We start from the raw sequence: 25,408 nt of genomic DNA, 5'->3' as shown, positions 1-25,408 counted from the left end.
AACTAGCCTCATCCGGGAAAAAATGGGAAAAAGAGAGGAACACATGCTGCAACCACAGCAAGATAGAGCAAAGCCAAAGGTAGTCCCAATCGCAAAAAATCAACTAGACGATATTCACCCGCATTCAGTGCCATCAGATTGGTCTGATAGGCATAAGGATTGACAAAACTGCAACTGGCACCAAATGCTACCGCCATCGCAAACGGGAGTGGCGACACGCCCAAACCCTGCGCCAACGCGAGGGCAAGAGGTATCATCATGGCCGCAGTCGCATTGTTGGTCACCATCTCCGTCACCAACCATGTCGCAACCAACATACCAACCAATGCCCAATGAGGTGAAGCACCTTCCAGATGAACCTTGACCAAATCGGTCACGGCCCCCATCAAGCCACTGGTTTCCATCGCTTTTGCCAACGCCAGAGCCGACATCACAATCAACCAAAGCCCCAAAGGAAAACGTCGCCGCAGTTCATTCAAGGTCAACGTACCTGACAAAAGTAAAATGCTCAGGTAACAAACCATGGATTTAAACAGAGATACCCACCCCAACGCGGACAGGGTAATCGCCAGTAAAAACCCGCCAATCATCAACCATTCGGTCAATGGTTTGATCGTCGCAGCCGGCTTGGCACCTCGTATAATCAGAAAATTTTTGGTCAGGTTGGCACGCCCCAAAAAATCTTTCCCGGTTGCCAGCACCAAGAAATCGCCACCACACAATATCTGCTCGCCGATGACACCGCTCAGCGCCTCTCCGTTACGACGGATCGCCACCACGGCAGCATCAAATTTGGCCCGAAAGTCGGAATCTTTCAGACGCACACCACAGAGGGAAGAATCTGGCAAAATCAATACTTCCGTCAATTCGCCGGCATTCAATCCCTGCCGTTGCGCATAACTGGCTAACCCTTTAAAACGGGCCAACAAGCCAATCGAAGCCGGGTCTCCCGAAAAGAGCAACCGATCATCGGCTTCGAGTTGGGCATATGGTGGCACTGGGCAGATTTTTTCACCGGACCTGACAATTTCGACCAGAAACAGACGCTGCAGATGACGTAACCCTGCTTGAGCAATCGTCTTGCCAATCAGTGACGAATCCGGTTCGATACGGCCTTCCACCAGATAGTGTTCCACCGACTCCGCATTCAATGGTGCGGCCGGAAGTTGTTCACGACGCCACCACAACCAGATAATACCCACAATGGCCACGGCCACGCCGACCGGAAAAAAATCCGTCAGATGAAAACCGGGTAACCCCGCCTCAATCATCATTGAATTAACAATCAGGTTGGTCGAAGTACCAACCAGTGTCAGCATTCCCCCCATCGACACGGCATAGGTCATCGGTAGGATTAATCGACGAGCGGGATGATGAGTGACAGAACGCAGAGGGCCGAGCAGAATTGATACAATCGCGGTATTGTTCAACAAGGCTGAGCTGGCAATGCTGCTCAGCATCACTCGCCACCAACAACGTTCAAAGTTCAGTGTCAACATCCAGGCGGCAGCACGTTGTAACAGCAGCGTTTTTTCCAGTACAAATGCTGTGCAAATCAACAACACCAAGGTGATCAGGCCATTGTTCGCGGCACTGGCCAGTAATGCCTCACTGCTGATGGCACCTGGCAAATAGAGCAGCATCAACACCAGACCGAAAATACGATCAGCCTTGTCCTGCCAACGGGCAAGAGCCATCAGTGCGCCAACAAAAACCAGCAACACCCACCATGCCATCATTGTCATCAGATCAAATCCTTCAGATTTTTTGCCTCCCAATGGGGGAAGTGCTTGCAAATTAATGCATTAAGCTCAATTTCAAATTCACTGAAGGGATGTCTCGACTGAGGTTCTTCACTGTGCGCCTGCACGATCATGGCGGCCCCCATGGTGGCATTTGTCAGACGGTCAACCAAAATCAACGCTCCCGTTTCGTGACATGTGGCATAGGAATCGACCGGTATCGGCATGGTGAACCGGATCTGGCAGTGCGCTATTTCGTTAAGCTGCAAATGCACCGCTGGATGATGGGAAAAATCTTCGATATCAACCCGATAATCAATGCTCTCCACAAATCCGGTAAGAGTACGAGTACCAATTCTTATCTCATATTGACGATGGGGCTGCAGCGGTGTTTCATGTAACCACACCAACATGCAACTGACCTTCTCCGCAGAACACCAATGTTCATCGGCTGGCGCCAGAATATCCCCCCGGCTGATATCAATTTCATCATCTAGCGTCAGCGTCACCGCCTCGCCCATGATGGCGCTCCTCTTATCACCATCAAAAGTGACAACACGAGCGATCCGATTCGCTTTGCCGGACGGCCATACCCGTACAGGATCACCGACCCCGATTTGTCCCCGAGCCACCGTGCCGCAGTAGCCCCTGAAATCCGCATCAGGTCGGTTCACATACTGTACCGGAAAGCGAAACGATCCCATGTCGAGCGGGGCGATGTGCACCGTTTCGAGCCAAGAGAGCAGACAAGGCCCCTGATACCAGGGCATCTTGTTACCGGGTTCGACGACATTGTCGCCACGCAAGGCTGAAAGTGGAATAAGAGTGATATTCACAAATCCCAGCTCCGTGGAAAAAGCTAAAAAATCATCCCGAATCTGGTTAAAACGGGTCTCGTCATATGCCACCAGATCCATCTTGTTGATGGCGACCACAATATGCCGAATACCCAACAGCGAACAAATAAAGCTGTGACGACGGGTCTGCGCTTTTACACCACTGCTGGCATCCACCAGAATGACAGCCAGATCGCAGTGAGAAGCCCCGGTCGCCATGTTTCGGGTGTACTGCTCATGGCCCGGTGTATCGGCAATGATAAATTTGCGACGATCGGTCGAGAAATAACGATAGGCCACATCGATGGTGATGCCCTGCTCGCGCTCGGCCTGCAGCCCGTCAACTAGCAACGCCAGATCCACTTCTTGGTCGGTGGTATTAAACTTACGCGAATCGCGTTTTATTGCCGCCAACTGATCATCATAAATCAACTTCGAGTCATGCAAGAGACGACCAATCAGGCTACTCTTGCCATCGTCCACACTCCCACACGTCAAAAAGCGCAATAGCGATTTATGTTCGTTAGCGGCCAGATAGGCCTCAAACTCATTCACGACATCATTCTCAGCCATGTTAAAAATATCCTTCCATTTTTTTCTTTTCCATCGAGGCTGACTGATCCGAATCGATGAGTCGCCCCTGCCGCTCGGAGGTTCTGGCCTGCATCATTTCGGCAATAATGGTCGGTAAGGTATCCGCTTCAGACTCGATTGCCCCGGTCAGGGGATAACAGCCCAAGGTGCGAAAACGCACTGTTTTCAACGTGGGTGTTTCGCCCGGCATCAGACGCATCCGGTCATCATCGACCATGATGAGGGTGCCGCCACGTTCAACCACAGGACGGGGGGCCGCATAATAGAGCGGCACAATTTCAATTTTCTCACGGTAGATATATTGCCAGATATCCTGTTCGGTCCAGTTAGAGAGCGGAAAGACCCGGATACTCTCGCCTGAATTGACACGGGTATTGTAAAGATTCCACAGCTCAGGCCGCTGATTTTTAGGATCCCAACGGTGCTGCGCATCACGAAATGAAAAGACCCGCTCTTTGGCTCGACTCTTCTCCTCGTCCCGTCGGGCTCCTCCGAATGCGGCATCGAACTTGTATTGATTGAGAGCCTGCTTTAACCCTTCCGTTTTCATGATATCGGTATAAGAAGAACCGTGGTCAAAAGGGTTAATCCCCTGTGCCCGTCCCTCTTCGTTGGTATGTACCAACAACTGAAAACCATGCTCGGCTGCCATACGGTCTCGAAACTCGATCATTTCACGAAATTTCCAGCCTGTATCCACATGTAACAAAGGAAACGGAATTTTTCCCGGATAGAATGCTTTCCGTGCCAGATGCAACAACACGGATGAGTCCTTACCGATGGAATAAAGCATCACCGGGTTTTCAAATTGAGCAACGACTTCACGAAAAATGCTTATTGCCTCCATTTCGAGGCTATAAAGATGAGATAAATTCATGGTATACAACCTTCCCATAAAATTTAATGTGTTCTCATAAAACGGCTCTCAACAAAAATATATGAGCCCCATGCGACTAACATTGTCATAAAGATGACGCTTAAGGATATAGCATTAATGCTACCCACACTATCCTTTACGTTAACTGTTGCCTGGATAATGGGTAGGTGATATAAATAAATACTGAAACTTATCGTTCCAACAAAGCATAGCCCAGACCATCGACATGCTTTTATAAAAAGATCATATTTTTCCAGACCGATAAATGAAAGGATTATCATGCCAAAACCAAGTGCAAGAAAAGTTCTTGAGAACACCATAGTGCTGTAGTCAAACCAATAATTCACGCTAACAGCGTGAAGCACATAAGCGATAACCATTCCAAGCCCAGCAAATAAAAGCACAAATGGAAGCCATACATGTCTGAACAGCTTTGACATTTCAACATGCGTGTAAATCAGAGCAATAGAAACTCCTATTGCGAACTCATCGAGCATACCAAAAACTTGGGTAGACCAGATAAATCGCTGCATGGCATCATTTTCTATATATAAAAAACAACCAGTTCGCCATAACCATGAAAATATAACTGCACCTATTAATATATAGCCTGCTCGTTTTTTTTGCCTCAATATAGCGGCACTTAATCCAATCAGGATATAAAAAGAAAATTCCACCCCTAACGACCAATAAGCCCCATTAATTGAACCATGTGTTTGCGGTGAATAAGAGTGTAAAAATAGAAAATGTGACAGCGAATGATAAAGTCCATTGCTGGTTGTAAGAAAATACATTCCAGAAATGGCCATTATAATAATCATAGACACATAATATGGTGGTGCAATCCTCAAAAATCGACGCTTTATAAAATTTAAAAAGCTCCATGAAGAAGGAACTATTACACTGAGTGAAATAAAAAAACCACTAAGCACAAAAAAAAGATCTACCCCAATCCATCCCCAGGAAAAAAGATGTGGCCAAGCGGCCACACCGAGTTCTTCCATATGATAAACCAATACAAGAAGCGCAGCGATACCACGCAAAACATCAAGACTATATAATCGTATTCTCATTTATTAATAATCTCATGCATCGGTTTCCTGCTTAAATATCGCTTGATTGCACGTTGCACAGCGAATGGAATAAACTTTGATGCTCGTCCAATAACCGGATGATTGCGAACGTTCCAGAGCTGACGTAATATAAGTTCTTTTTTTGAACAACCATACGAGCCTGACGATATTGTCGGTTGCTCTATCAAATTGCAAAGATTGTTAGCATCTTCAGATTGGTCTACTAATTTACAAAAATCAATCAAGTTTTCACTTTCAACAATACGGTGAAGTGATGAACACAAGTAATTTTCCTGATAAAAACATTCAGTCAACGGAGGATGTTCACAAATCTCTGGTTGGTTACATTCAAAGCTAATGACATCTGCCTCTTGTGAATAAGCACGCCAAAATGCAGCAAAATCTAAGGCACTCATATTCCATGGTAAAAGGTAAGAACCATTACGTTGCCAAGTACGTTCGATAAAAGCACCTAGATTAGGACATACCGTTGGATAAGCACGTTCCAGTGCGATGGATAATGTATAGCTATAGGTTTCCGGCCAAAGTGCCGGATACCACACAACATGAGCATTAATTAGTTTCAGCTTTTCATTCAAATTGTCCTGCTGATAGGCACCATGGGTAATCACACCACGCAAAGGTCGATATGCATAACCCAACAAATGAAATTCAATTTCAGTCGGATCACAGAGTAACGCAACCTGTTCAAGTAAATCAGCGCCTTTCTCACGACTGAGCGCCCCCAAAATCAAGACTCGAAGCGGTTCATTTGGCTGATGTGTTATGTTAGTTACCGGATAATTTTGTGCATCAGGATGATAAGCAATAACCGTTTTATCTAATAACTCTGGTGAGTAATCAAATAACTTAATAAAACGTTGATATACATCTCGGCAAGGATAAATAATTCTTTCAGCCCGCGAGAGTAACGGCATGGCACCAATACGCCAATCGGCAGGACTGACAGGTATTGGATATGCCTCAGAGCATTTCAAATCAAAATCAATGGTATCATCACCAACAAAACGACCATATTTATCGGTCAAAGTAGGATTACCATTGACCATATAATAATCATGAATCGTAACATCATATTGAACATGTAAAGATGATGGCAACATCCACACACGTGGAGGTAGTGCCATTGTATGATGAAAATGAACCCGGCTCACATTCAAATATTTCAGAATAGATAACAAAAGTTCATATTCGAATTTAATATCAAATTCAAAATAATCTTTTTTGTCAGCATTCAGACAACTTAGACTGAGATTGACCACCCCTTCTCTACCATTTGGATAAAGACGGATAAACCAGGCTTGATCATGATAATAAGAAGCTAACTCACATACATGCTGAGCAACACCACCACCAAGATGGTGAGATACAGCAAGAATTACCGGAACATTCAATTGGCTAATATGAAACATTTTAGCCATCAACCTTGTTTTACGAGCCGGGTCATTATTGACAAACTGATGCACATCACCAGCATAATTGGGATGAAGTGAATTCAATAATTCCAGTGCTCTGGCTTTTCTTGGATCCCCTTCTTCCTGAAAGCTGACCCCGCCTTTATGAAAAGCAAAGACATTTAACTGGTGATAGTTTTTCCAGCCCAGCTTGATTGCTCGTTGGCACCAGTCATTTTCTTCGCCGTACCCTTTACCAAAGGTTTTTTCATCAAAATATCCAACATTATCAAGACAATCACGTCTAATATACATGCAAAATCCTACACCGGTAGGAACTTCTATCAACACATCAGACTGCGGCAATCCGGCAAAAAGCGCATCTAACTGATCAACATTCATTCCAGCATAGAGATCATTATCCTCACAAAAATGAGGAAAACTGCATATCGTTGCATTATTGGAAAAAGGTGTCAGGCTGGCCACCCGATCATGGGAATAAGCCGCCTGACGCATTCTTTCCAACCAGTCTGAATTAGCAACCTCGACATCACTGTTCAATAACAGAACATCTCGATCAGGATTAAGCTGCATGCCAAAATTAACGGTACCAACAAACCCTTTATTTTTACTATTCTCATAAAGGCTAAAACCCAGCTTGGGCGACTCTTCCTGCAGCCATTCAGTCAATGCCTGTTCCGGTGAACTATCATTGATTACTATTAGATGAGCCCAAACAGGCATCGCTGGAACTAATGAGAGAATACACTCCCGAGTTTCATCAAGACCACGGTAAACGGGGATGATAATGTCAAGCTCTTTCATATTTTTCATTAAGTAACTCACATACTGGTGATAAATTTATTGATAAACCAATTCAGCACACGATGACGTTGAATTGTCTTAATTTTCATTTGAACATCATGTAATGTAGCGTTTATTTTTTCGATTTCATCATCACGTTGTTTAATCAGCTCAATCGCCCGGCCATGTTGCTCGCCTTCATCTACCAACTTTGCATTCAGCGCTTGTAATTCATCATCACGTTGTTTAATCAGCTCGATCGCTCGGCCATGTTGCTCGCCTTCATCTACCAACTTTGCATTCAGCGCTTGTAATTCATCATCACGTTGTTTAATCAGCTCGAGTGCCCGGCCGTGTAACGCCCCCTCCTGTACCAGCCTGCTATCAAGCACAACAATCTCGTGATCCCGTTGTCGGATGATCTCCAGCGCAACGGCATGTTGATCGCCAAGAGAAAGTGACAACTTGATTTCACGATTTAAGCTCAAAAAATCCTCTACTAGGGCGCTTAACCAAAGCTGAGATGTTTTATTCATCTGTCGACTACGTTGCCACAAAGATTGCCAATCTTGCTCGAGTACGGCCATTCCATGTGTCTCAATAAACTGACTCAACTCCACCAGTAACTCTGGCAGGCAGAGTGAGAGTATTGGTTTGCCCTGCTGCCGTTGCATGGCAGGATCGATAAAATCCGTTGTTACTGAAACCGACAACCCGAGTCTATCTACCACCTGAGCCATTGCAACTGCAGGCTCAGCGATCAACGCCTCATAATCAAGCCAACAACGCGATGATTTACGGGTATAGTATTCGGCGCAAAAGGTGTATTCGTTCCATAACAACGATCCGAGTAAAATGCCCATCTTGTCGCGCCGTTGCAATGAATGGGCAACCTGCCCCACCTGTCGATTCATCAATAAGTAGCAGACATCATGACCCACCCGCCGCAACGCTTGTTGCCACCAGGGTAACAGAACCGACAAACGGGGATCTTTAAGACCGCACAATGCCGCATCACCAAATTCGGGATGAGACAAAAAATCACACATGCGCTGAAATAGCGCACTAGATGGCTGCCAGCCAGCCGCATAACGTGCATAAATCGAAAAGGGATCAAACCAGTGCGCAGAGAGTTCCGCAAGGAGAGCTTCGTTAATAGCAACCAACTCGGCATGCTCCCAAAATCCTTTTTCGTTCACATCCCCTTGCAGGTCAATAAAGGTTTGTCCAAAACAAATACCACTGGTTGCTATGGCACCGGCAACCGCACTGGTGCCGCTGCGATGCATTCCGAGCACAAACACCCATCGACGAGAATAGGACATATCACATATTCCATAATATGAAGAGAAGAACTAACAGCGCCTTAGGGTTATTTTTCTAATGCACCGCCCGAACAAGAAAATATTTTACAGACCAAACCAAAATCGACGTTACCGGTCGAACACTCGTCCGCTGTTGGCAACACTTTGAACATCAAAGCATCCAGCTTGCGAGCCAAAAAACCATGCTCGTACAAAGCGGCTCCCTGAACCCCGGCATTAAAAAAATAGGTGCCCGCGTTCAGTGATACTCGAAAACGGAACTCGACCCGAATATGACTCTGTGCGGACACATGCCATCCACTGAGCTGACCCGGCGGGCTGCTGCACATGCCCCCGATAGCAACGCCATCAACACGTTTGAGCAAGGTGGAACAGAAAACATCACGAGCCGCATGCAAAAATTTCACCTGATAGCAATAACGATACTCAGCTCCCTTATGAACCAGATTAACCCGGTATCCGTCGCTATCCAGCAACATGGGCGACGATATCACCGCCCCGTTTTCCACATAATCGGTTTCATCCCCCTCGAGTCCGGCGACAAAAAAGTCAGGATGATAAGGTGTAGAGGAGAATGCCGGTTCAGAAGCAGAAACCACGACTGGCTGGGGAGCGATCCCCTCATTACGGATCTCGGCACGAACCTGCTCCCGTTGTTCCGGACGGGCATACAATAATTTCTGATATTGTGCCACCACCTGCCTGGGAGGGCCATCCAGCAAGAGCTGCCCATGATCAAGCAACAGCGCACGGTCACAAAGAGATACGACCGACTCCGCCGAGTGGGAAACAAACAGTATACTGACACCACGGCTTTGCAAATCGCGTAAGCGAGCAAAACACTTGCGCTGGAAGGCCTCATCACCAACCGCCAAAGCTTCATCGATAATGAGAATGTCAGGCTCAACGTGAATCGCCACAGCAAAGGCGAGGCGCACATACATGCCGCTGGAATAAGTCTTCACTGGCTGATATACATGCTCACCAATATCGGCAAAGGCGAGAATATCCGGTAATATGGCCTCGGTCTGTTCTTGTGTTAAACCATTGATGCTGGCATTTAAAAATACATTTTCCAACCCAGTAAATTCGGGGTTAAAACCGGCTCCGAGTTCAAGTAGCGCTGCAATGCGACCATGACGCTTGATAGTTCCAGTACTCGGAGTAAGAGTCCCACAAATAAGTTGTAGCAGAGTTGACTTACCCGAACCATTTGCACCAACAATAGCTACTGTTTCCCCGTGAACCAGACTGAATGAAGTATTTTGTAATGCAACCACATCCTGATGACGGCCATTTAGGCCAATGAGATCTTTCAATCGTTGAGACGGGGTGTCAAATACACGATATGTCTTTGATACATTAATTACTTGTAAACAACTCGGAGGATAAGACAATGACATCAGCTTCCACCATAAACTTGAAATATTGCATTATTAAATAACATCCGCAAACCCTGGACGGGTGCGTTCAAACCAGAAATACCCAGCATAAAATATGACGATTGACGCTACAGAGTGCCATGCTAGCAACCCCCAATCAGGGTATTGATGCAGGATAGTCACTTGACGTAGTGAATCCATGATGATGGTCAGGGGATTAAACAACAAGTAAGGTCGAATAAGCTCTGGGGCTGTTTCCAATGAAAAAAACGCCGTGCTGGTAAATATCAGCAGGGTTATCAGACTGCCCATGAACTGCCCTATATCCCGAAAGAATACAGACAACGATGAGATAAACCATCCCAAACCAAGCAGCATAAAAAAAAGCGGTGTCAGAACAACGGGCAAAAACAACATAGACCAAGATAAGATGTTGCCCATAAAAAGGGATAGAACTATCAGCAACAACAAACTCAATAATATCTGTACCAGTGCTGACAACACTGAAATCCAGGTCAACGCATCCAGTGGAAATACCACTTTTTTGACATAATTACGATTCGACGCAAGCAATTCCGGGGAACGAGATAATACATCAGCCATCCAACCATGGATAATCAATCCACAAAATAGCATCAATCCATAATTCGCATGTGTCTCACCAACATTCCACTTCGCTTTCAGAATAGCGGTAAAAAAAAATGTATAGAGCGCCAACATACATAGCGGATTCAATATAGCCCAAGTAAGCCCTAGTAATGTACCTTTGTATCGTGCTGATACATCTCGTCGAACTAGATCAAAAACCAAACGACGGTGTTCTAAAATACTGGAAAAAGGGCGAATAAAAATCGACATAATGACAACCACTCCAAAATAATGCCCTCGTTAAACAAGGGCGAAAAAACAGGCGCGACCTTACTCGAACAGCTCGGCCTCCGTCAACGTGTTGGCCTGTTGATCTTTGGCTGACAACTGCACGTCTGCGGTGATTGGCCAATCAATCCCTAATGTTGAATCATCCCAACGCAGGCTACGTTCATGTTCAGGAGCATAATAGTCAGTGGTCTTATACAGAAACTCTGCGACACCTGATGTGACGACAAAGCCATGGGCAAATCCTTCCGGAACCCACAGCTGACGCTTGTTTTCAGCAGACAGCATTACGCCAACCCACTGACCGAAGGTTGGAGAAGAACGACGAATATCGACTGCCACATCAAAGACCTCACCAAGAGTGCAACGAACCAACTTGCCTTGGGTCTGTTGCAACTGATAATGTAGGCCACGTAGGACTCCTTTCATCGAGCGTGAATGATTATCCTGCACAAAGTTCACGTGTCGACTAATGGCTTCTTCAAACAATTTATGATTGAAACTTTCAAAGAAAAAACCACGTTCATCGCCAAAAACTTTGGGCTCGATGATTTTTACGTCGGGGATTTGGGTGTCGATTACGTTCATATTTGTCTCGGGATTCGGGAGGAGTTAGCCATTAATCGTTAGTCGATTAACCATTAACCATTAACCATTAACCATTAACCATTAACCATTAACCATTAACCAATCATTTTCAGCAGATATTGGCCATAGGCATTCTTTGCAAGCGGCGCGGCAAGTTCACGAACCTGCTCTGCAGTAATGAATTTCTGGCGATAGGCGATCTCTTCTGGACAGGCTACTTTCAACCCCTGACGGGTCTCGATGGTCTGAATAAAGTTGCTCGCTTCAATCATGCTCTCGTGGGTTCCGGTATCCAGCCAGGCATAACCACGGCCCATCATGGCCACCGACAGATTGCCTTGCTCCAGGTAGATACGGTTCACATCGGTAATTTCCAGCTCACCACGGGGCGATGGCTTCAGGCTCTTGGCGATCTCCACCACGCCGTTGTCGTAGAAATAGAGGCCGGTCACCGCATAGTTGCTCTTGGGCTCCAGTGGCTTCTCTTCCAGAGAGATAGCGGTACCCTCTTTATCAAATTCCACCACCCCATAACGCTCGGGGTCATGCACATGGTAGGCAAAGACGGTCGCGCCACTCTCTTTGGCCGCTGCCGCCGCCAACTGCTTCTGCAGGTCGTGGCCGTAGAAGATGTTGTCCCCCAGCACCAGCGCACAGGGGTCTGACCCGATAAACTCTTCACCCAGAATAAAGGCTTGTGCCAACCCGTCCGGACTTGGCTGCACCTTGTACTGCAAATTCAGGCCCCACTGGCTACCGTCACCCAGTAGTTGCTCAAAGCGGGGAGTATCTTGCGGCGTGCTGATGATCAAAATATCGCGAATCCCCGCCAGCATCAGGGTGCTGAGCGGGTAGTAGATCATCGGCTTATCATAGATGGGCAGCAGCTGCTTGCTCACCGCCATGGTGACCGGATAGAGACGGGTGCCAGAACCACCGGCCAGAATAATGCCTTTACGTTTGGTCATGATGCTTGTTTCTTATTTTTAAATTGCAAAAGAAAAAGGTGGCTTGCGGCCACACCTTCCTGTTTTATCCCTGCCAGCCAGGGAGGCAGTCACTACATCTCTGGCCAGTGATTTACTTGCCGAGGATCTCGGTCAACATCCGCTCCACACCGACTGTCCAGTCCGGCAGCACCAGATCGAAGGTGCGCTGGAATTTACCAGTATCAAGGCGGGAGTTATGGGGGCGTTTGGCCGGGGTCGGGAAGGCACTGGTCGGCACCGCATTGAGCTGTGTCACAGCCAGTTCAACGCCGGCTTCTCTGGCTTTGGCAAACACCAGCTGGGCGTAGTCAAACCATGTTGTTGTACCAGAGGCAATCAGATGGTACAGCCCGGCGACCTCGGGTTTGCGCTGCGCCACGCGGAGAGCATGGGCAGTGCAATCGGCCAGCAACTCGGCACCGGTCGGAGCGCCGAACTGGTCATTGATGACTGACATCTCGCTACGCTCTTTGCCAAAGCGCAGCATGGTCTTGGCAAAGTTGGCGCCGCGGGCGGCATAGACCCAGCTGGTACGGAAGATCAGATGACGGGAGCAGAGGGACGCACCTTGCTCACCCGCCAGCTTGGTTTCACCGTAGACGTTGAGCGGGGCGGTTGCATCGGTTTCTACCCAGGGGCGCTCACCGCTGCCATCGAACACATAGTCGGTGGAGTAATGCACCAACCAGGCACCCAATGCTTCCGCTTCTTTGGCGATCGCCGCTACACTGATCGCGTTGAGCAGCTCGGCAAACTCCCGCTCGCTCTCCGCCTTGTCGACTGCGGTATGGGCCGCGGCGTTGACAATCACGTCCGGCTTGACCAGACGTACCGTATCGGCCACCCCTGCCGGGTTGCTGAAATCGCCACAATAATCGGTGGAGTCAAAATCAACGGCAGTGATGCGGCCCAGCGGGGCCAGTGCACGTTGCAGCTCCCAACCGACCTGGCCGTTTTTGCCAAACAGCAAAATATGCATCAAGTACGCTCCCCGTAATTCTGCTCAATCCAGGATTGGTAGGCACCGCTCTTGACGTTGTTGACCCACTGCTGGTTATCCAGATACCACTGCACAGTTTTGCGAATACCGGATTCAAAGGTCTCTTGCGGTTGCCAAGCAAGCTCACTGCTCATCTTGGTCGCATCGATGGCATAGCGGCGATCGTGGCCGGGGCGATCCGCCACATAGGTGATTTGCTCACGATAAGAGCCCGCCTTCGGCACCATCTCGTCCAGCAGATCGCAGATGGTGTGTACCACCTCCAGATTCTGCTTCTCGTTGTGACCGCCAATGTTGTAGGTCTCTCCGACCAAGCCAGTGGTCACCACCTTGTAGAGCGCGCGCGCGTGGTCTTCCACATAGAGCCAGTCACGGATCTGGTCACCCTTGCCATAGACAGGTAACGGCTTGCCATCCAGCGCGTTAAGAATGACCAACGGGATCAGCTTCTCGGGGAAGTGATACGGGCCGTAGTTGTTGGAGCAGTTGGTGACGATGGTCGGCAGACCGTAGGTGCGGCGCCAGGCGCGCACCAGATGGTCGCTGGAGGCCTTGGAGGCAGAATAAGGGCTGCTGGGGGCATAGGGGGTGGTTTCAGTGAAGAGCGGCAATGGTTCACCGACGGCGACTTCATCCGGATGGGGCAGATCACCATACACCTCGTCGGTGGAGATATGGTGGAAGCGGAAGGCCGCCTTGCGTACCTCGTCCAGGCCGTTCCAGTAAACGCGAGCCGCTTCCAGCAACAGATAGGTGCCGACGATATTGGTCTCGATAAAGTCAGCCGGCCCTGTGATGGAGCGGTCAACATGGCTCTCGGCGGCCAGATGCATCACGGCATCCGGCTGGTGCAGGGCAAACACCCGATCCAGCTCGGCACGATTGCAGATATCCACCTGCTCAAATACATAACGCTCGCTTGACGATACATCGGCCAAGGATTCCAGATTGCCGGCATAGGTGAGTTTATCGAGATTGATGACTGCATCCTGAGTATCATGGATGATATGGCGCACCACGGCAGAGCCGATAAAACCAGCGCCACCGGTAACGAGAATTTTCATAGATATGTTATCTCTTGCGAAGAGTTGATATGTGATACGTGCGGACTGAAATGGAGTAAACGCTGAAGAACTGAAGCAATCTCTAAAATTCACTCAATATCCGAGAGCTGACATTTTAGACAAAGCAAAAGTTACATTGATGACAGGCAAACATCATGGCTACCGCCCCTGGGTTACAGCCCCCAGCTTGCTGCTTTTTACCAAATTGCTCACGCCATTGGTCATCATGCCTCCAGCATCGTTATGTCTTGGCAGCGTTGATCGCAACCTTTCTAACGGACACGCCGCGAGTGGCACACTGCACCAGCCCGATTTTATAGGGAATTCTATCCCGTTTTTCCCAAGGATGAACAGTTGAAAGTAATTCGTGATGGGTGCAACTTGAGGCTCATCACAACCTCAAGAGCGCGAAGCGCCTACTCATACCTCGCTTTTTCAATTACAACCACGCAATTTTTGCTTACATTTTTCACAAAAAACAGGGCAACCCATGAGGTTGCCCTGCTTGATTGTCAGCCAAACCAAAGCTGACTGGCGATTTATTGGACTCTGTTCAAATTAGCTCAACCTGCATGCCATCAGTCACCTTTTGACTCAACCGCTGCAGCCATGCGCGCCTCTTTACTCTTGTGGCTAGTGAAGTAACGCATCACCAACACAAAGAAGAGTGGCACGAAGAAGATGGCCAGCACGGTGGCACTGATCATCCCCCCCATCACGCCGGTACCGATGGCGTTACGGCTGCTGGCACCGGCGCCGGAGCTGATCACCAGCGGCAGCACCCCGAGGATAAAGGCGAGCGAGGTCATCAGGATCGGGCGCAGACGCAGGCGCGCCGCCTCCACCACCGCCTCACCCAGCCCCATCCCCTTGTCATAGAGCTCTTTGGCAAATTCCACGATCAAAATCGCGTTCTTCGCCGACAAGCCTATGGTGGTGAGCAGGCCGACCTGGAAGTAGACGTCGTTCTCCAACCCCCGCAGGGTAGCAGCCACAATGGCCCCCAGTACCCCGAGCGGCACCACCAGCATCACCGAGAACGGAATGCTCCAGCTCTCGTAGAGGGCCGCCAGACAGAGGAACACCACCAGCAAGGAGATGGCGTAGAGCGCGGGTGCCTGTGAACCGGCCTGACGCTCCTGGAAGGAGAGCCCGGTCCACTCGATGCCCACCCCTTCCGGCAGCTGTTTCACCATCTGCTCGATCGCAGCCATCGCATCACCGGTACTCTTGCCGGGCGCCGCTTCACCGACGATCTCCATCGCCGGCACGCCGTTGTAACGCTCCAGACGAGGCGAGCCGAAGCTCCACTCGGTGCTGGCAAAGGCGGAGAAGGGCACCATCTGACCGGCACTGTTGCGCACATACCAGAGTTTCAGATCTTCCGGGTTCATCCGGAAGGGGGCATCCGCCTGCATGTAGACCTTCTTGATCCGGCCACGATCGACGAAGTCATTGACGTAGGACGAGCCCCAAGCGGTAGCCAGGGTGTTGTTGATATCTGCGATGGAAAGCCCCTGCGCCAGCGCCTTCTCGTAGTCGATCTTGATATCGAGCTGCGGCGTATCTTCCATCCCGTTCGGGCGTACCCGCACCAGAGTGGGATCCTGCGCCGCCATGCCGAGCAGCTGGTTACGCGCCTCCATCAGCTTGTCGTGACCAATACCGCCGCGATCCTGCAGGAAGAAGTCAAAACCGGTCGCCGTACCCAACTCCGGGATCGGAGGCAGGTTAAAGGCGAACACTTGCGCCTCCTTGATGCTGAACAGATAGCCCATGGCGCGGCCGATGATGGCATTGGCACTGCGATCCGGGCTCTTGCGCTCGCTCCAGTCCTTGAGCTTGATAAAGGCCATCCCCGCGTTCTGGCCACTACCGGCGAAGCTGAAGCCGGATACGGTCAGCACAGAATCGACATTATCCTTCTCGTTTTTCAGGAAGTAGTCGCGCATGTCCGCCAGCACCACCTCGGTGCGCTGCTTGGTCGCCCCCACCGGCAGTTGCACCATGGACATGATGACCCCCTGATCCTCTTCCGGCAGGAAGGAGGTGGGCATCCGCATAAAGAGCACTGCCAGTACCGCCAGCATGGCACCGTAGATCAGGCTGTAGCGCACGCCCTGCTTGATCACCTTGCGCACACCGCTCTGATAGCGGTTGGTACCCGCATCAAAGGCGCGGTTGAACCAGCCAAAGAAGCCGCGCTTGGCACCAAACTCGCCATGTTTCATCGGCTTGAGCAGGGTGGCACAAAGGGCCGGGGTCAGGATCAACGCCACCAGCACCGACAGCACCATGGCCGAGACGATGGTCAATGAGAACTGGCGATAGATGGCACCGGTCGAGCCGCCGAAGAAAGCCATCGGCACGAACACGGCGGAGAGCACCAGGGCGATCCCCACCAGCGCGCCGGTGATCTGGGTCATCGACTTGCGGGTCGCTTCCAGCGGGGAGAGATCCTCCTCGCTCATCAGCCGCTCCACGTTCTCCACCACCACGATGGCGTCATCCACCAGCAGGCCGATGGCCAGCACCATACCGAACATAGTGAGGGTGTTGATGGAGAAGCCGAACGCCGCCATCACCCCGAAGGTACCGAGCAGCACCACAGGCACCGCAATGGTCGGGATCAGGGTGGCGCGGAAGTTCTGCAGGAACAGATACATGACGCAGAACACCAGGAAGATCGCCTCGATCAGGGTCTGCACCACCTCCTCGATGGAGATCTTCACAAACGGCGTGGTGTCGTAGGGGTAGACGATCTCCATGTTGGCCGGGAAGTAATCCGACAGCTCATTGAGCTTGGCACGCACCTTCTCGGCGGTATCCAGCGCGTTGGCGCCGGTCGCCAGCTTGATGGCGACCGCGGCGGTGGACTGGCCGTTGTAGAGCGCATCGGCGTCATAGCTTTCGCCCGCCAGCTCGACCCGGGCCACATCTTTCAGCCGTACCTTGGAGCCATCCTGATTCACCCGCAGCAGGATGTCGTTGAACTGCTCCACGGTAGAGAGCCGGGTCTGCCCCATGATGGTGGCGGTGAACTGCTGATCTTCCACCGATGGTGTGCCACCCAGCTTGCCAAACGCGACCTGGGCGTTCTGCGCCTTGATGGCCGCCTGCACATCCCCCGGGGTCATCTGCACCCGGTTAAGCTTGTTGGGATCGAGCCAGACCCGCATGGAATACTGGCTGCCGAACAAGGTGATGTCCCCTACCCCGTCCAGACGACTCAGGGGCTCCTTGATATTGGAGACCACATAGTCCGCCAGATCGTCGTTGTTCATCGAGCCATCGCTGGAGATGAAGGCCGCGACCATCAGGAAGCTGCTGGAAGTCTTCTGTACCCGGATCCCCTGCTGCTGCACCTCTTGCGGCAGCAGCGACATGGCTTGCTGCAGCTTGTTCTGCACCTGCACCTGGGCAATATCGGGATCGGTACCCGGCTGGAAGGTGAGGGTCACCGACACCCGCCCCGCGGAGTCAGACTGAGAGGACATGTAGAGCAGGTGATCCAGCCCGGTCATGTTCTGTTCGATGATCTGGGTCACCGAGTCTTCCACCGTTTTGGCGGATGCGCCCGGATAGCTGGCAGAAATCCCGACAGCGGGCGGCGCAATGCTCGGATACTGGGCGACCGGCAACTTGATGATGGCCAGGCTGCCCGCCAGCATGATCACCAGCGCGATCACCCAGGCAAAAATGGGTCTGTCTATAAAAAATCGAGCCATGAAGAGACTACTCCATCCTACTTGTTGGCCGGGGTGTTGGACGCAGCTTGAGCAGACGCTGCATCAGCACCCTGCTCGGCGGGATTGACCACGGCGCCCGGTCGTACTTTCTGCAAGCCAGCCACGATCACCCGCTCGCCGGAGGTGAGCCCTGACTCCACCACCCAGTTGCTGCCAACGACCCGGCTCAGCTGCACGTTGCGCAGCTCCACCTTGTTATCAGCGGTTACCACCATCACGGTGGCGCCGCCGTTGGGGGTGCGAGTCACGGCAGTTTGCGGCACCAGCAGCCCTTGCGCCCGCTCACCCTCTTGCAGGGTGGCGCGCATAAACATGCCGGGCAGCAGCAGCTGGTGAGGGTTGGGCACAATCACCCGCAGGGTCACCATGCCGGAGGTCTCATCCACGGTCACATCGGAGAACTGCAGCGAGCCCTCTTCGCCATAAGTGGAGCCATCTTCCAGCTGGAAGGTCACCTTGGCCCCTTTCTGCTCGTCCTGGGTCAACTTGCCCTCGGCGACCAGTCGCTTCAGGCGCAACAGATCGGCGGTGGACTGACGCACATCCACATACATGGGATCGAGCTGCTGAATGGCGGTCAGGCTGTCAGCCTGCTGGGCGGTCACCAGCGCCCCCTCGGTCACCGCGGATTTACCGATGCGGCCACTGATGGGGGCGGTGATGCGGGTGTAACCGAGATTGATCTCGGCAGTGCGCAGGGCAGCCTTGCTTGCCATGATCTCCGCCTTGGCCTGCTTCCAGCTCGCATCGGCATCGTCATAGTCCTGACGGCTGATGGATTTGACCTTGAGCAACTCCTGATAGCGCTGCGCCTTGAGGCGGGCACTCTGCTCGTTGGCCTCGGCCTTGGCCAGATTGGCTTTGGCGCTGGCAACCGCCGCCTGATAGACAGCCGGATCGATCTGATAGAGCAGATCGCCCGCCTTCACATCGCTTCCCTCGGTAAAGAGGCGCTTGAGGATGATGCCGCTCACCTGCGGACGCACTTCGGCCACCCGCAACGGGGCACTGCGACCGGTCAATTCGGTGGTCAACATCAGCGGACCGCTCTGCAGGGTCACCACGTTGACCGCCGCGGGGGGCATGCCGCCCTGTCCCTGGGGTGCGCCCCCCTTGTCACCACAACCTGCCAGCAAGCCTGTAGCCAGCAAGGCAAGACCAACTGAACGAGCAAGAATATGTTTATGCATGAAACACCTGAGCCTTTGCCAGTCAATGAACAATCAGGGCCGCATGGGCCCTGTTGGTAAATAGTCGAAAGATGAGGCAATATACATACATTCATAAATGTATGTAAGTGACTTTTTGCTTGCATGAGGCACAAATTTCGATGGCCAGACGAACCAAAGAAGAGGCGCAGCAAACCCGCTGCCACATCATGAGCACGGCGCTGGATCTGTTCTGCTCTCAGGGCCTGGCCAAGACCAGCCTGACCGACATCGCCAAGGCGGCAGACCTGACCCGCGGGGCCATCTATTGGCACTTCAAGAACAAGGATGAACTCTTCATTTCGCTCTGGCAGGAGCTCTGTAGCCCCCTCGCCCACCAGCTCGATGCCTGCCTCAACCCAGATGAGCCGGATCCGCTGGGGCAACTGCGCCTCTTCTTCGAAGGGGTGCTCCACAGCTTCATTCACAATCCGGCCCAGCGACAGATGTTCACCATCCTGTTCAATCTCGAATCGCTGGAGGGGGAAGCCATCTCACTGCGCGAACATATCCGCAGCCAGTCCGCCAACTTCTTTCGGGACCTGGAGACCACCCTGGCCAACGCGGTACGGCGGGGCCAACTGCCCGCCAACCTCAACCTGCAGCGCGCCGCCACCCTGCTCCACTGCACCCTGGATGGCTACATCATCAACTGGCTCCACTTTCCGGGGCGGATCGACCTGCAGGGCGAATCCGCCTTTATGATAGAGAGCATGTTCACCATGCTGGCCCAGCCCCACGGGCCTGCCTGCGGCCGCTAACCGGCTCCGGCAACGTCCTCACATCCAAATCGGGGACTGACCGCGCGTTTTGGCAGTCAGGCCCCGATTTGTTACCCTGTGCGCCCCCTGCTTGAGGTAACCCCTGTGCCACACTCTGACGCCATCCCCGCTTCCCGGCCCTTGAACGACCAGCATGCCCGCGCTCGGGCTGCCTTTGTGGCACGCCTCAAACCCGGCGCTCACCTGCTCAATGGTCAATGTGGTATGGGGGAGGATCTCTGCTGGCTGCGTGCAGAAGGGTATGTGGTCACTGCCTGTGAAGCGGTACTGGCTAACGCCAAAGTTGCCTCGCAGCAATCCGGGCAAGCAGTGCGGGTCTGCCCACTGGCGAAGATGCACTCGGTGCTCCCTTACGATGGCATCTGGCTGAGCCGCCCGCTTGATAGCGACGTGGCCCCCCTTGTCCCCCTGTTGCAACAGCTGGCGACCCTGCTCAAAGCGGGCGCTCCGCTCTGCTTCCCCCTGCCGCCAAGCGGCAAGATAAGTCACCATCAGCTACAGCAACTGGTCACCACATCCGGGATAGCGCTGCAACTGGCGCCGATGGAAACCGCCTCGACCAACACGCCATCATGCACAAGTCAACACGCCAGCCAGTACGTTATGTTGCTGCGTGGCGATCATCAGGCCACCTAATGGGCTAATTCATCACGGATTTTCCTGTTCAACGCCAAGCCGACAGCTAGTCGGCGATCTTGGCTTTCGACAATATTTAACTCGGCGTTAACGCAGAAAAGGCAGACATAACACGGCTTACGTGTTAAAAAGTGTGATTAATATCAAATTTTAATAACAAAACAGACAATACAACCAACTCCGGATTTCCTTATGAAACTTGTCCTGAAACTCATTGCTGGCATCCTTGCCGGTCTCTTGCTCGGTCTCTACGCCCCTGAGTGGGTGGCGCGCGTGCTGTTTACGGCCAAGACAGTGATAGGTCAGCTGATCACCTTCACCATTCCGCTCATCATTCTGTTCTTTATCATGAGCGGCATCGCCAGCCTGCCGAAAAACTCCGGCAAGCTGCTGGGCAAAACCGTGGCCCTCTCCTACTGCTCCACCATTCTGGCGGGGCTGTTCGCCTTTACCGTAGCGAGCCATCTGATCCCGCAGTTCACCACCGCCGCCGAGCCCACCACGGCCACGGCCATCAAGCTCGCCTCCTACGTCAATCTGGAGATCCCGCCGCTGTTTGGCGTGATGTCGGCACTGGCCGCCGCCTTCGTGTTCGGCATCGGCATCAGCGCCACCCAAGCCACCGATCTGCGCCGGGTCGCCGATCAGGGTCGTGACATCATCGACCGCCTGCTGGCCAAGGTGATCATCCCGCTGCTGCCGTTCTATATCGCCGGGGTTTTTGTCGAGATGACGGTAGAAGGCACCGTGTTCGCCACCCTGAAAACCTTCGGCGTGGTGCTGGTGATGGCGATCCTGATGCACTGGATCTGGCTCTCCGTACTGTTCGTGGGTACCGGTCTGGCCCTTGGCCGCTCACCGGCCCAGCTCATCAAGAACATGCTGCCCGCCTACTTCACCGCGCTGGGTACCATGTCGAGCGCCGCCACCATTCCGGTCGCCCTGCAATCGAGCAAGAACAACGGGGTGAGCGACGGTATCGCCAACTTCACCGTGCCGCTGTGCGCCACCATTCACCTCTGTGGCTCCACCATTACCCTGGTCACCTGTGCCACCGCGGTGATGTTCCTCTCCGAACATCTTGCCATTCCGGGCATCGAGACCATGCTCCCCTTCATCATGATGCTGGGGGTGATCATGATCGCCGCTCCAGGCGCCCCGGGTGGTGGCGTGATGTCGGCGCTGGGCCTGCTCACCTCCATGCTCGGCTTTGGTGAAGCCTCCATCGCCCTGATGATCGCCCTCTATCTGGCGCAGGACAGCTTCGGCACCGCCTGCAACGTCACCGGTGACGGCGTGATTGCCCTGTGGGCGGATCGCTTCGCCAACGGTAGCGAGAGCGCAGCTCCTGTGGCCGAGGCCGAACAGGCATAAGCTCGCCGAGATAGCCCGACCATCCTCTGCAAAACCGCAGGCCCGAACCATGTTCGGGCCTGCTTCGTTTCTGCCACCTTCACAGTGTTTGTGCGTATTCCTCCTCCCTCTCTTTACCCCCCTCTGCCGTAAACAGCATTCGCGCAGCTCTCTACACCCGACAAAATTATTGGCATATGCTACATATGAGCGTATAAATGGCTTATGCCAATTAGGAGCCACCATGCCAAGACCCAAGATTGCCCGCCAGATCTGTGGCCGCCCCGCCAACAGCTGCTTCAAACCCAACGGCCGCCCCATGCATCAGCTGGAACAGGTCACGCTGGCCCCTGACGAGTTCGAGGCACTGCGCCTCGTCGACCTTCAAGGAATGCAGCAGCAGGAGGCCGCCCTGGTGATGGGGGTCTCCCGCCAGACCCTGGCCAATATCCTGAAAAAAGGGCGCTACAAGGTGGTGGAGTGTCTGAGTCTGGGCAAGGCATTGATGATGCACCCCGCCGAGCCTGACCACCCAACCAGTGGAGAAGAGCCGACATGAATGCTGTCACAACCATGACCACCACCCTCTGCAACAGCGCCCTGATGCTGAGTCAGGGGTTGCTGGCTGGCCACTTTACCCGTGCCGAGCAGCTGCAAATTCTTAACCCCGAAGGAAACGTCATCGCCACCCTGGCTAACCCGGCCGCCGCCGAAGGCTGCCACGGCAAGCAAGCGCTGCTCGACGCCCTCGCCCATCATCAAGTGGGTCAGGTGGTGGTGCGCAATATCGGCGAGCGGATGCTGAGTCGCCTGCTGGCGATCAATATCCGGGTGCTGCAGTGCCGCTCTGCCCGCCTGCCGCTGCCCGCGCTGCTGGCCCCCGCCAATCTGCAACCTCTCACCGAGGCCAGTCAGGGGCGTCCGTCTCGCCGTCATCAGAGCAAGGCGACTATCCGTGCAATCCAGCCCGTCGGCGCAGGCCAGAGTCATAGCCATTGTCATGGTGGTTGCAACAGTGGCTCCGATCACTGTTGCGCCAGTAGTGGCAATCAGGCAGAGAGCTCACGACAAGGCCATACTTGTTGCCACGGCAGTGAAGGCGCCAACCAGCAGGGTGGTTGCTGCCATCATCACTGATGCCATCGCTGTGCATGTCATCACCATCAAGGAGAAGAGATCATGTCCATCTGGTTGTTGAGCCTGCTCGCCTCGTTCGTGCTGATCCTGGCCATGGGCACCATCATCTGGTGGCGCCAATATCAGCTTGCCCAGAAACGGGAAGATAAAGAGGTGCGCCCCTGTGGCTGCTCCAGCGCCTGCGCGGATCACCTCTATCAAATCAGCGAGCCGACGCCCAAAAAGTAACCTGACCACACACGCCATAGCCGCAGAGATAAGGTCGGAAAAATAAAGGCGCGTGGAATCGAGAGGCACATAAAAGAGAGGGGGCACCTGCTGGTGCCCCCTCTCTTGTTACGCTTTTCATTCATGCTTGTTCCGCCACTTTGCCCTTACGCTCATCACACGCGCTCAACCCGGCTCGGCGCCGCTGGCCGCCACGCTCGCAGAGCAGGCCGGATCCTGATACTGCTGATAGATGGCATAAAACTCGGCCTTGTTGTGCAGGGCTGCGGCGACACAGGCGGGATCAAACTGGCTGCCGGCATGCTCCTCCAGATAGGCAAACGCCGTCTCGAACGGCCAGGCCTTCTTGTAGGGGCGCTCGCTGGTCAGAGCATCAAACACATCGGCCACCGTCACGATGCGCGCCGCCAGCGGGATCGCCTCCCCCGCCAGCCCCAGCGGATAACCTGTGCCGTCGAAACGCTCGTGATGGCTGGCGATGATGTTGGTCAGCATGTCGGTGTGGTGAATACCATCGAGACCAAACTCGTTGATCATCAGGCTGATCATCTCCCGCCCCTTGCCGGGGTGGATCTTCATGATCTCGAACTCTTCCGGGGTCAGCTTGCCCGGCTTGAGCAAAATGGCATCCGGCACCGCGATCTTGCCGATGTCGTGCAGCTCGGAGAAGAGGTAGATAAACTCCACCTCCTCATCGCTCAGCCCGCAAGTCGGGGCCAGCGTCTTGGCGATCAGCCGGGAGTAGGCCGACATCCGGTGCAGATGGTTAGCGGTCTCCTCATCCCGATAGCGGCTGAACTCCCGCGCCGTGGTCAGCGCGCCGCCAAGGGTCTGGATGGAGAAAAACTCCACCGCAATGATGGCCGAGAGCGCCTGGGCATAGGCCGACAGCTCGCTGCGGATCGGCTCCTCGAAATATCCCGGCTCCATGGCATCGCAAAACAGAAAGCCAAACAGCTTGCTGTTGAACAGCAGCGGCTCGGTATAGCTGGAGGCATAGCCCGCCTCCAGCACCTTGCGGCTGTGCTCCGACGCAGAGCCACGCAGGGCATCCAGATTGCTGAGCACCCGGGGCTGCTTGTGCTCCGCCAGATAACTCAGGGAGGGAACATCGCTCAGCTTCACCTCATATTGCACCAGTGGCGAGGGCCCCTCGGTGCTGTGGGCAAAGGTCTTGAGCTGATCGGTATGGGGATCGTAAATCGCGATGGCCACCCGACTCAGCTTGTCAAAGCGCTGCCTGAGCGTGGCATGTACGCTCTGCATTTTTTCGCCAAATGAACTTTCCATCGCCTTCTCCAACGGGACCCCGTGATGGAAGTATAGTGACTCCCTTTGACGCTCTCCCCGCCACAGCGTCAAAATTGACAGAAAAATCAACAAAGCAGCATCCCCACAACAAGCCCTCACGGCAAAGGGGCGACAACATGTATCCCGCCGCGCAAGAACGCAGGGCTATGGAAAAAGGGACACCCAAGAAATGACGCCGTGCTGGTAATACGCAAAGAAGGACTGGCACACAGGAAGAAGTGTAGTGGTCTAATCATCCCGGACACCATTTTAGGTGGTACAGTCGCCACCATGACCTGAGGTGTTCAATGACAAGATTACGTCGCTCATTTACTTACGAATGCGCTGCTCTACCAACTGAGCTATACCGGCTTGTTGCTCTCCACATTCATAAAAAATGACCGGCAAGTCAATTGAGCCTGCTCGATTTTATGAGTTGGCTCATGGTGTTAGAGCCGAT

21 protein-coding genes and 1 pseudogene are annotated in these 25,408 nt (G+C 52.8%); 7 read left to right on the top strand and 15 right to left on the bottom strand.

The genetic code is table 11. The features are described 5' to 3' along the window. Positions 1-8: 8 nt before the first annotated feature. The 14 genes from ACB035_RS00945 to ACB035_RS00880 all read right to left on the bottom strand — a co-directional run bounded on the left by ACB035_RS00945 (position 9) and on the right by ACB035_RS00880 (position 19,504). Entirely contained in the window at positions 9-1,745 is a 1,737-nt protein-coding gene (locus tag ACB035_RS00945; protein ID WP_341536224.1) for an SLC13 family permease, read from the bottom strand. Beyond that, entirely contained in the window at positions 1,745-3,151 is a 1,407-nt protein-coding gene (gene cysN / locus ACB035_RS00940) for a sulfate adenylyltransferase subunit CysN (protein ID WP_371166447.1), read from the bottom strand. The genes ACB035_RS00945 and cysN overlap by 1 nt, the downstream gene beginning before the upstream one ends. A gap of 1 nt (position 3,152) precedes the next feature. Then, positions 3,153-4,049, bottom strand: coding sequence for a sulfate adenylyltransferase subunit CysD (cysD, locus tag ACB035_RS00935; RefSeq protein WP_279485863.1), 897 nt, complete (start codon positions 4,047-4,049; stop codon positions 3,153-3,155). A 23-nt stretch (positions 4,050-4,072) separates the two neighbouring features. Beyond that, on the bottom strand, positions 4,073-5,122 hold the full coding sequence (locus ACB035_RS00930) for an acyltransferase family protein (protein ID WP_371166446.1): 1,050 nt from the start codon (positions 5,120-5,122) through the stop codon (positions 4,073-4,075). Next, entirely contained in the window at positions 5,119-7,362 is a 2,244-nt protein-coding gene (locus ACB035_RS00925) for a glycosyltransferase (RefSeq protein WP_371166445.1), read from the bottom strand. Before ACB035_RS00925 ends, ACB035_RS00930 begins: the two co-directional genes overlap by 4 nt. A gap of 17 nt (positions 7,363-7,379) precedes the next feature. Further along, on the bottom strand, positions 7,380-8,666 hold the full coding sequence (locus ACB035_RS00920; RefSeq protein ID WP_371166444.1) for a hypothetical protein: 1,287 nt from the start codon (positions 8,664-8,666) through the stop codon (positions 7,380-7,382). Between the two features lie 47 nt (positions 8,667-8,713). Beyond that, positions 8,714-10,069: an ABC transporter ATP-binding protein gene (locus ACB035_RS00915; RefSeq protein WP_371166443.1), complete on the bottom strand. Its 1,356-nt coding sequence runs from the start codon at positions 10,067-10,069 to the stop codon at positions 8,714-8,716. Positions 10,070-10,102: 33 nt separating this feature from the next. Beyond that, positions 10,103-10,906, bottom strand: coding sequence for an ABC transporter permease (locus ACB035_RS00910; RefSeq protein ID WP_279485869.1), 804 nt, complete (start codon positions 10,904-10,906; stop codon positions 10,103-10,105). Between the two features lie 60 nt (positions 10,907-10,966). Next, the gene (gene rfbC, locus ACB035_RS00905) at positions 10,967-11,512 is read right to left on the bottom strand and encodes a dTDP-4-dehydrorhamnose 3,5-epimerase (protein WP_279485870.1); all 546 of its coding nucleotides are present in this window, start codon (positions 11,510-11,512) and stop codon (positions 10,967-10,969) included. A gap of 95 nt (positions 11,513-11,607) precedes the next feature. Beyond that, the gene (gene rfbA / locus ACB035_RS00900; RefSeq protein WP_371166442.1) at positions 11,608-12,480 is read right to left on the bottom strand and encodes a glucose-1-phosphate thymidylyltransferase RfbA; all 873 of its coding nucleotides are present in this window, start codon (positions 12,478-12,480) and stop codon (positions 11,608-11,610) included. Positions 12,481-12,592: 112 nt separating this feature from the next. Then, complete coding sequence (gene rfbD, locus ACB035_RS00895) at positions 12,593-13,480, bottom strand: dTDP-4-dehydrorhamnose reductase (protein ID WP_371166441.1); 888 nt, start codon at positions 13,478-13,480, stop codon at positions 12,593-12,595. Then, on the bottom strand, positions 13,480-14,565 hold the full coding sequence (gene rfbB, locus ACB035_RS00890) for a dTDP-glucose 4,6-dehydratase (protein WP_371166440.1): 1,086 nt from the start codon (positions 14,563-14,565) through the stop codon (positions 13,480-13,482). The genes rfbD and rfbB overlap by 1 nt, the downstream gene beginning before the upstream one ends. Before the next feature lie 578 nt (positions 14,566-15,143). After that, positions 15,144-18,293: an efflux RND transporter permease subunit gene (locus tag ACB035_RS00885; protein ID WP_371166439.1), complete on the bottom strand. Its 3,150-nt coding sequence runs from the start codon at positions 18,291-18,293 to the stop codon at positions 15,144-15,146. Between the two features lie 17 nt (positions 18,294-18,310). Further along, positions 18,311-19,504 carry an efflux RND transporter periplasmic adaptor subunit gene (locus ACB035_RS00880; protein WP_100646408.1) on the bottom strand — a complete coding sequence of 398 codons (1,194 nt, stop codon included), beginning with the start codon at positions 19,502-19,504 and terminating at the stop codon, positions 18,311-18,313. Positions 19,505-19,644: 140 nt separating this feature from the next. Between ACB035_RS00880 and ACB035_RS00875 the strand changes: the two genes are divergently transcribed. From ACB035_RS00875 to ACB035_RS00850, 6 genes are all read left to right on the top strand, one after another. Continuing rightward, positions 19,645-20,283: a TetR family transcriptional regulator gene (locus tag ACB035_RS00875; protein ID WP_139436033.1), complete on the top strand. Its 639-nt coding sequence runs from the start codon at positions 19,645-19,647 to the stop codon at positions 20,281-20,283. A 105-nt stretch (positions 20,284-20,388) separates the two neighbouring features. Next, a complete protein-coding gene (locus ACB035_RS00870; RefSeq protein WP_371166438.1) occupies positions 20,389-20,940 on the top strand; it encodes a hypothetical protein in 552 nt (183 codons plus the stop codon). A gap of 192 nt (positions 20,941-21,132) precedes the next feature. Continuing rightward, positions 21,133-22,314, top strand: a complete 1,182-nt coding sequence (locus tag ACB035_RS00865; protein ID WP_005359180.1) for a dicarboxylate/amino acid:cation symporter — start codon at positions 21,133-21,135, stop codon at positions 22,312-22,314. A gap of 223 nt (positions 22,315-22,537) precedes the next feature. Continuing rightward, positions 22,538-22,852: a DUF134 domain-containing protein gene (locus ACB035_RS00860; RefSeq protein ID WP_164537379.1), complete on the top strand. Its 315-nt coding sequence runs from the start codon at positions 22,538-22,540 to the stop codon at positions 22,850-22,852. Further along, positions 22,849-23,430 carry a NifB/NifX family molybdenum-iron cluster-binding protein gene (locus tag ACB035_RS00855; protein WP_371166437.1) on the top strand — a complete coding sequence of 194 codons (582 nt, stop codon included), beginning with the start codon at positions 22,849-22,851 and terminating at the stop codon, positions 23,428-23,430. Before ACB035_RS00860 ends, ACB035_RS00855 begins: the two co-directional genes overlap by 4 nt. 42 nt (positions 23,431-23,472) lie before the next feature. Then, on the top strand, positions 23,473-23,658 hold the full coding sequence (locus tag ACB035_RS00850; protein WP_005338109.1) for a hypothetical protein: 186 nt from the start codon (positions 23,473-23,475) through the stop codon (positions 23,656-23,658). A 165-nt stretch (positions 23,659-23,823) separates the two neighbouring features. On the opposite strand, the gene ACB035_RS00845 is transcribed toward ACB035_RS00850, so the two are convergent. After that, entirely contained in the window at positions 23,824-24,948 is a 1,125-nt protein-coding gene (locus ACB035_RS00845) for an HD-GYP domain-containing protein (RefSeq protein WP_042052982.1), read from the bottom strand. A 123-nt stretch (positions 24,949-25,071) separates the two neighbouring features. Between ACB035_RS00845 and ACB035_RS00840 the strand changes: the two are divergent. Then, positions 25,072-25,197 (top strand): annotated as a pseudogene (locus ACB035_RS00840) (IS5/IS1182 family transposase); the annotation flags it as partial. Positions 25,198-25,408: the final 211 nt, after the last annotated feature.

This window comes from Aeromonas sp. S12(2024), from assembly GCF_041402305.1.
In the GTDB taxonomy this organism is placed as follows: Bacteria; Pseudomonadota; Gammaproteobacteria; order Enterobacterales; family Aeromonadaceae; genus Aeromonas; species Aeromonas veronii.
Note: the sequence above shows the minus strand (reverse complement) of the source record. Positions and strands in the feature narration are given on the sequence as shown.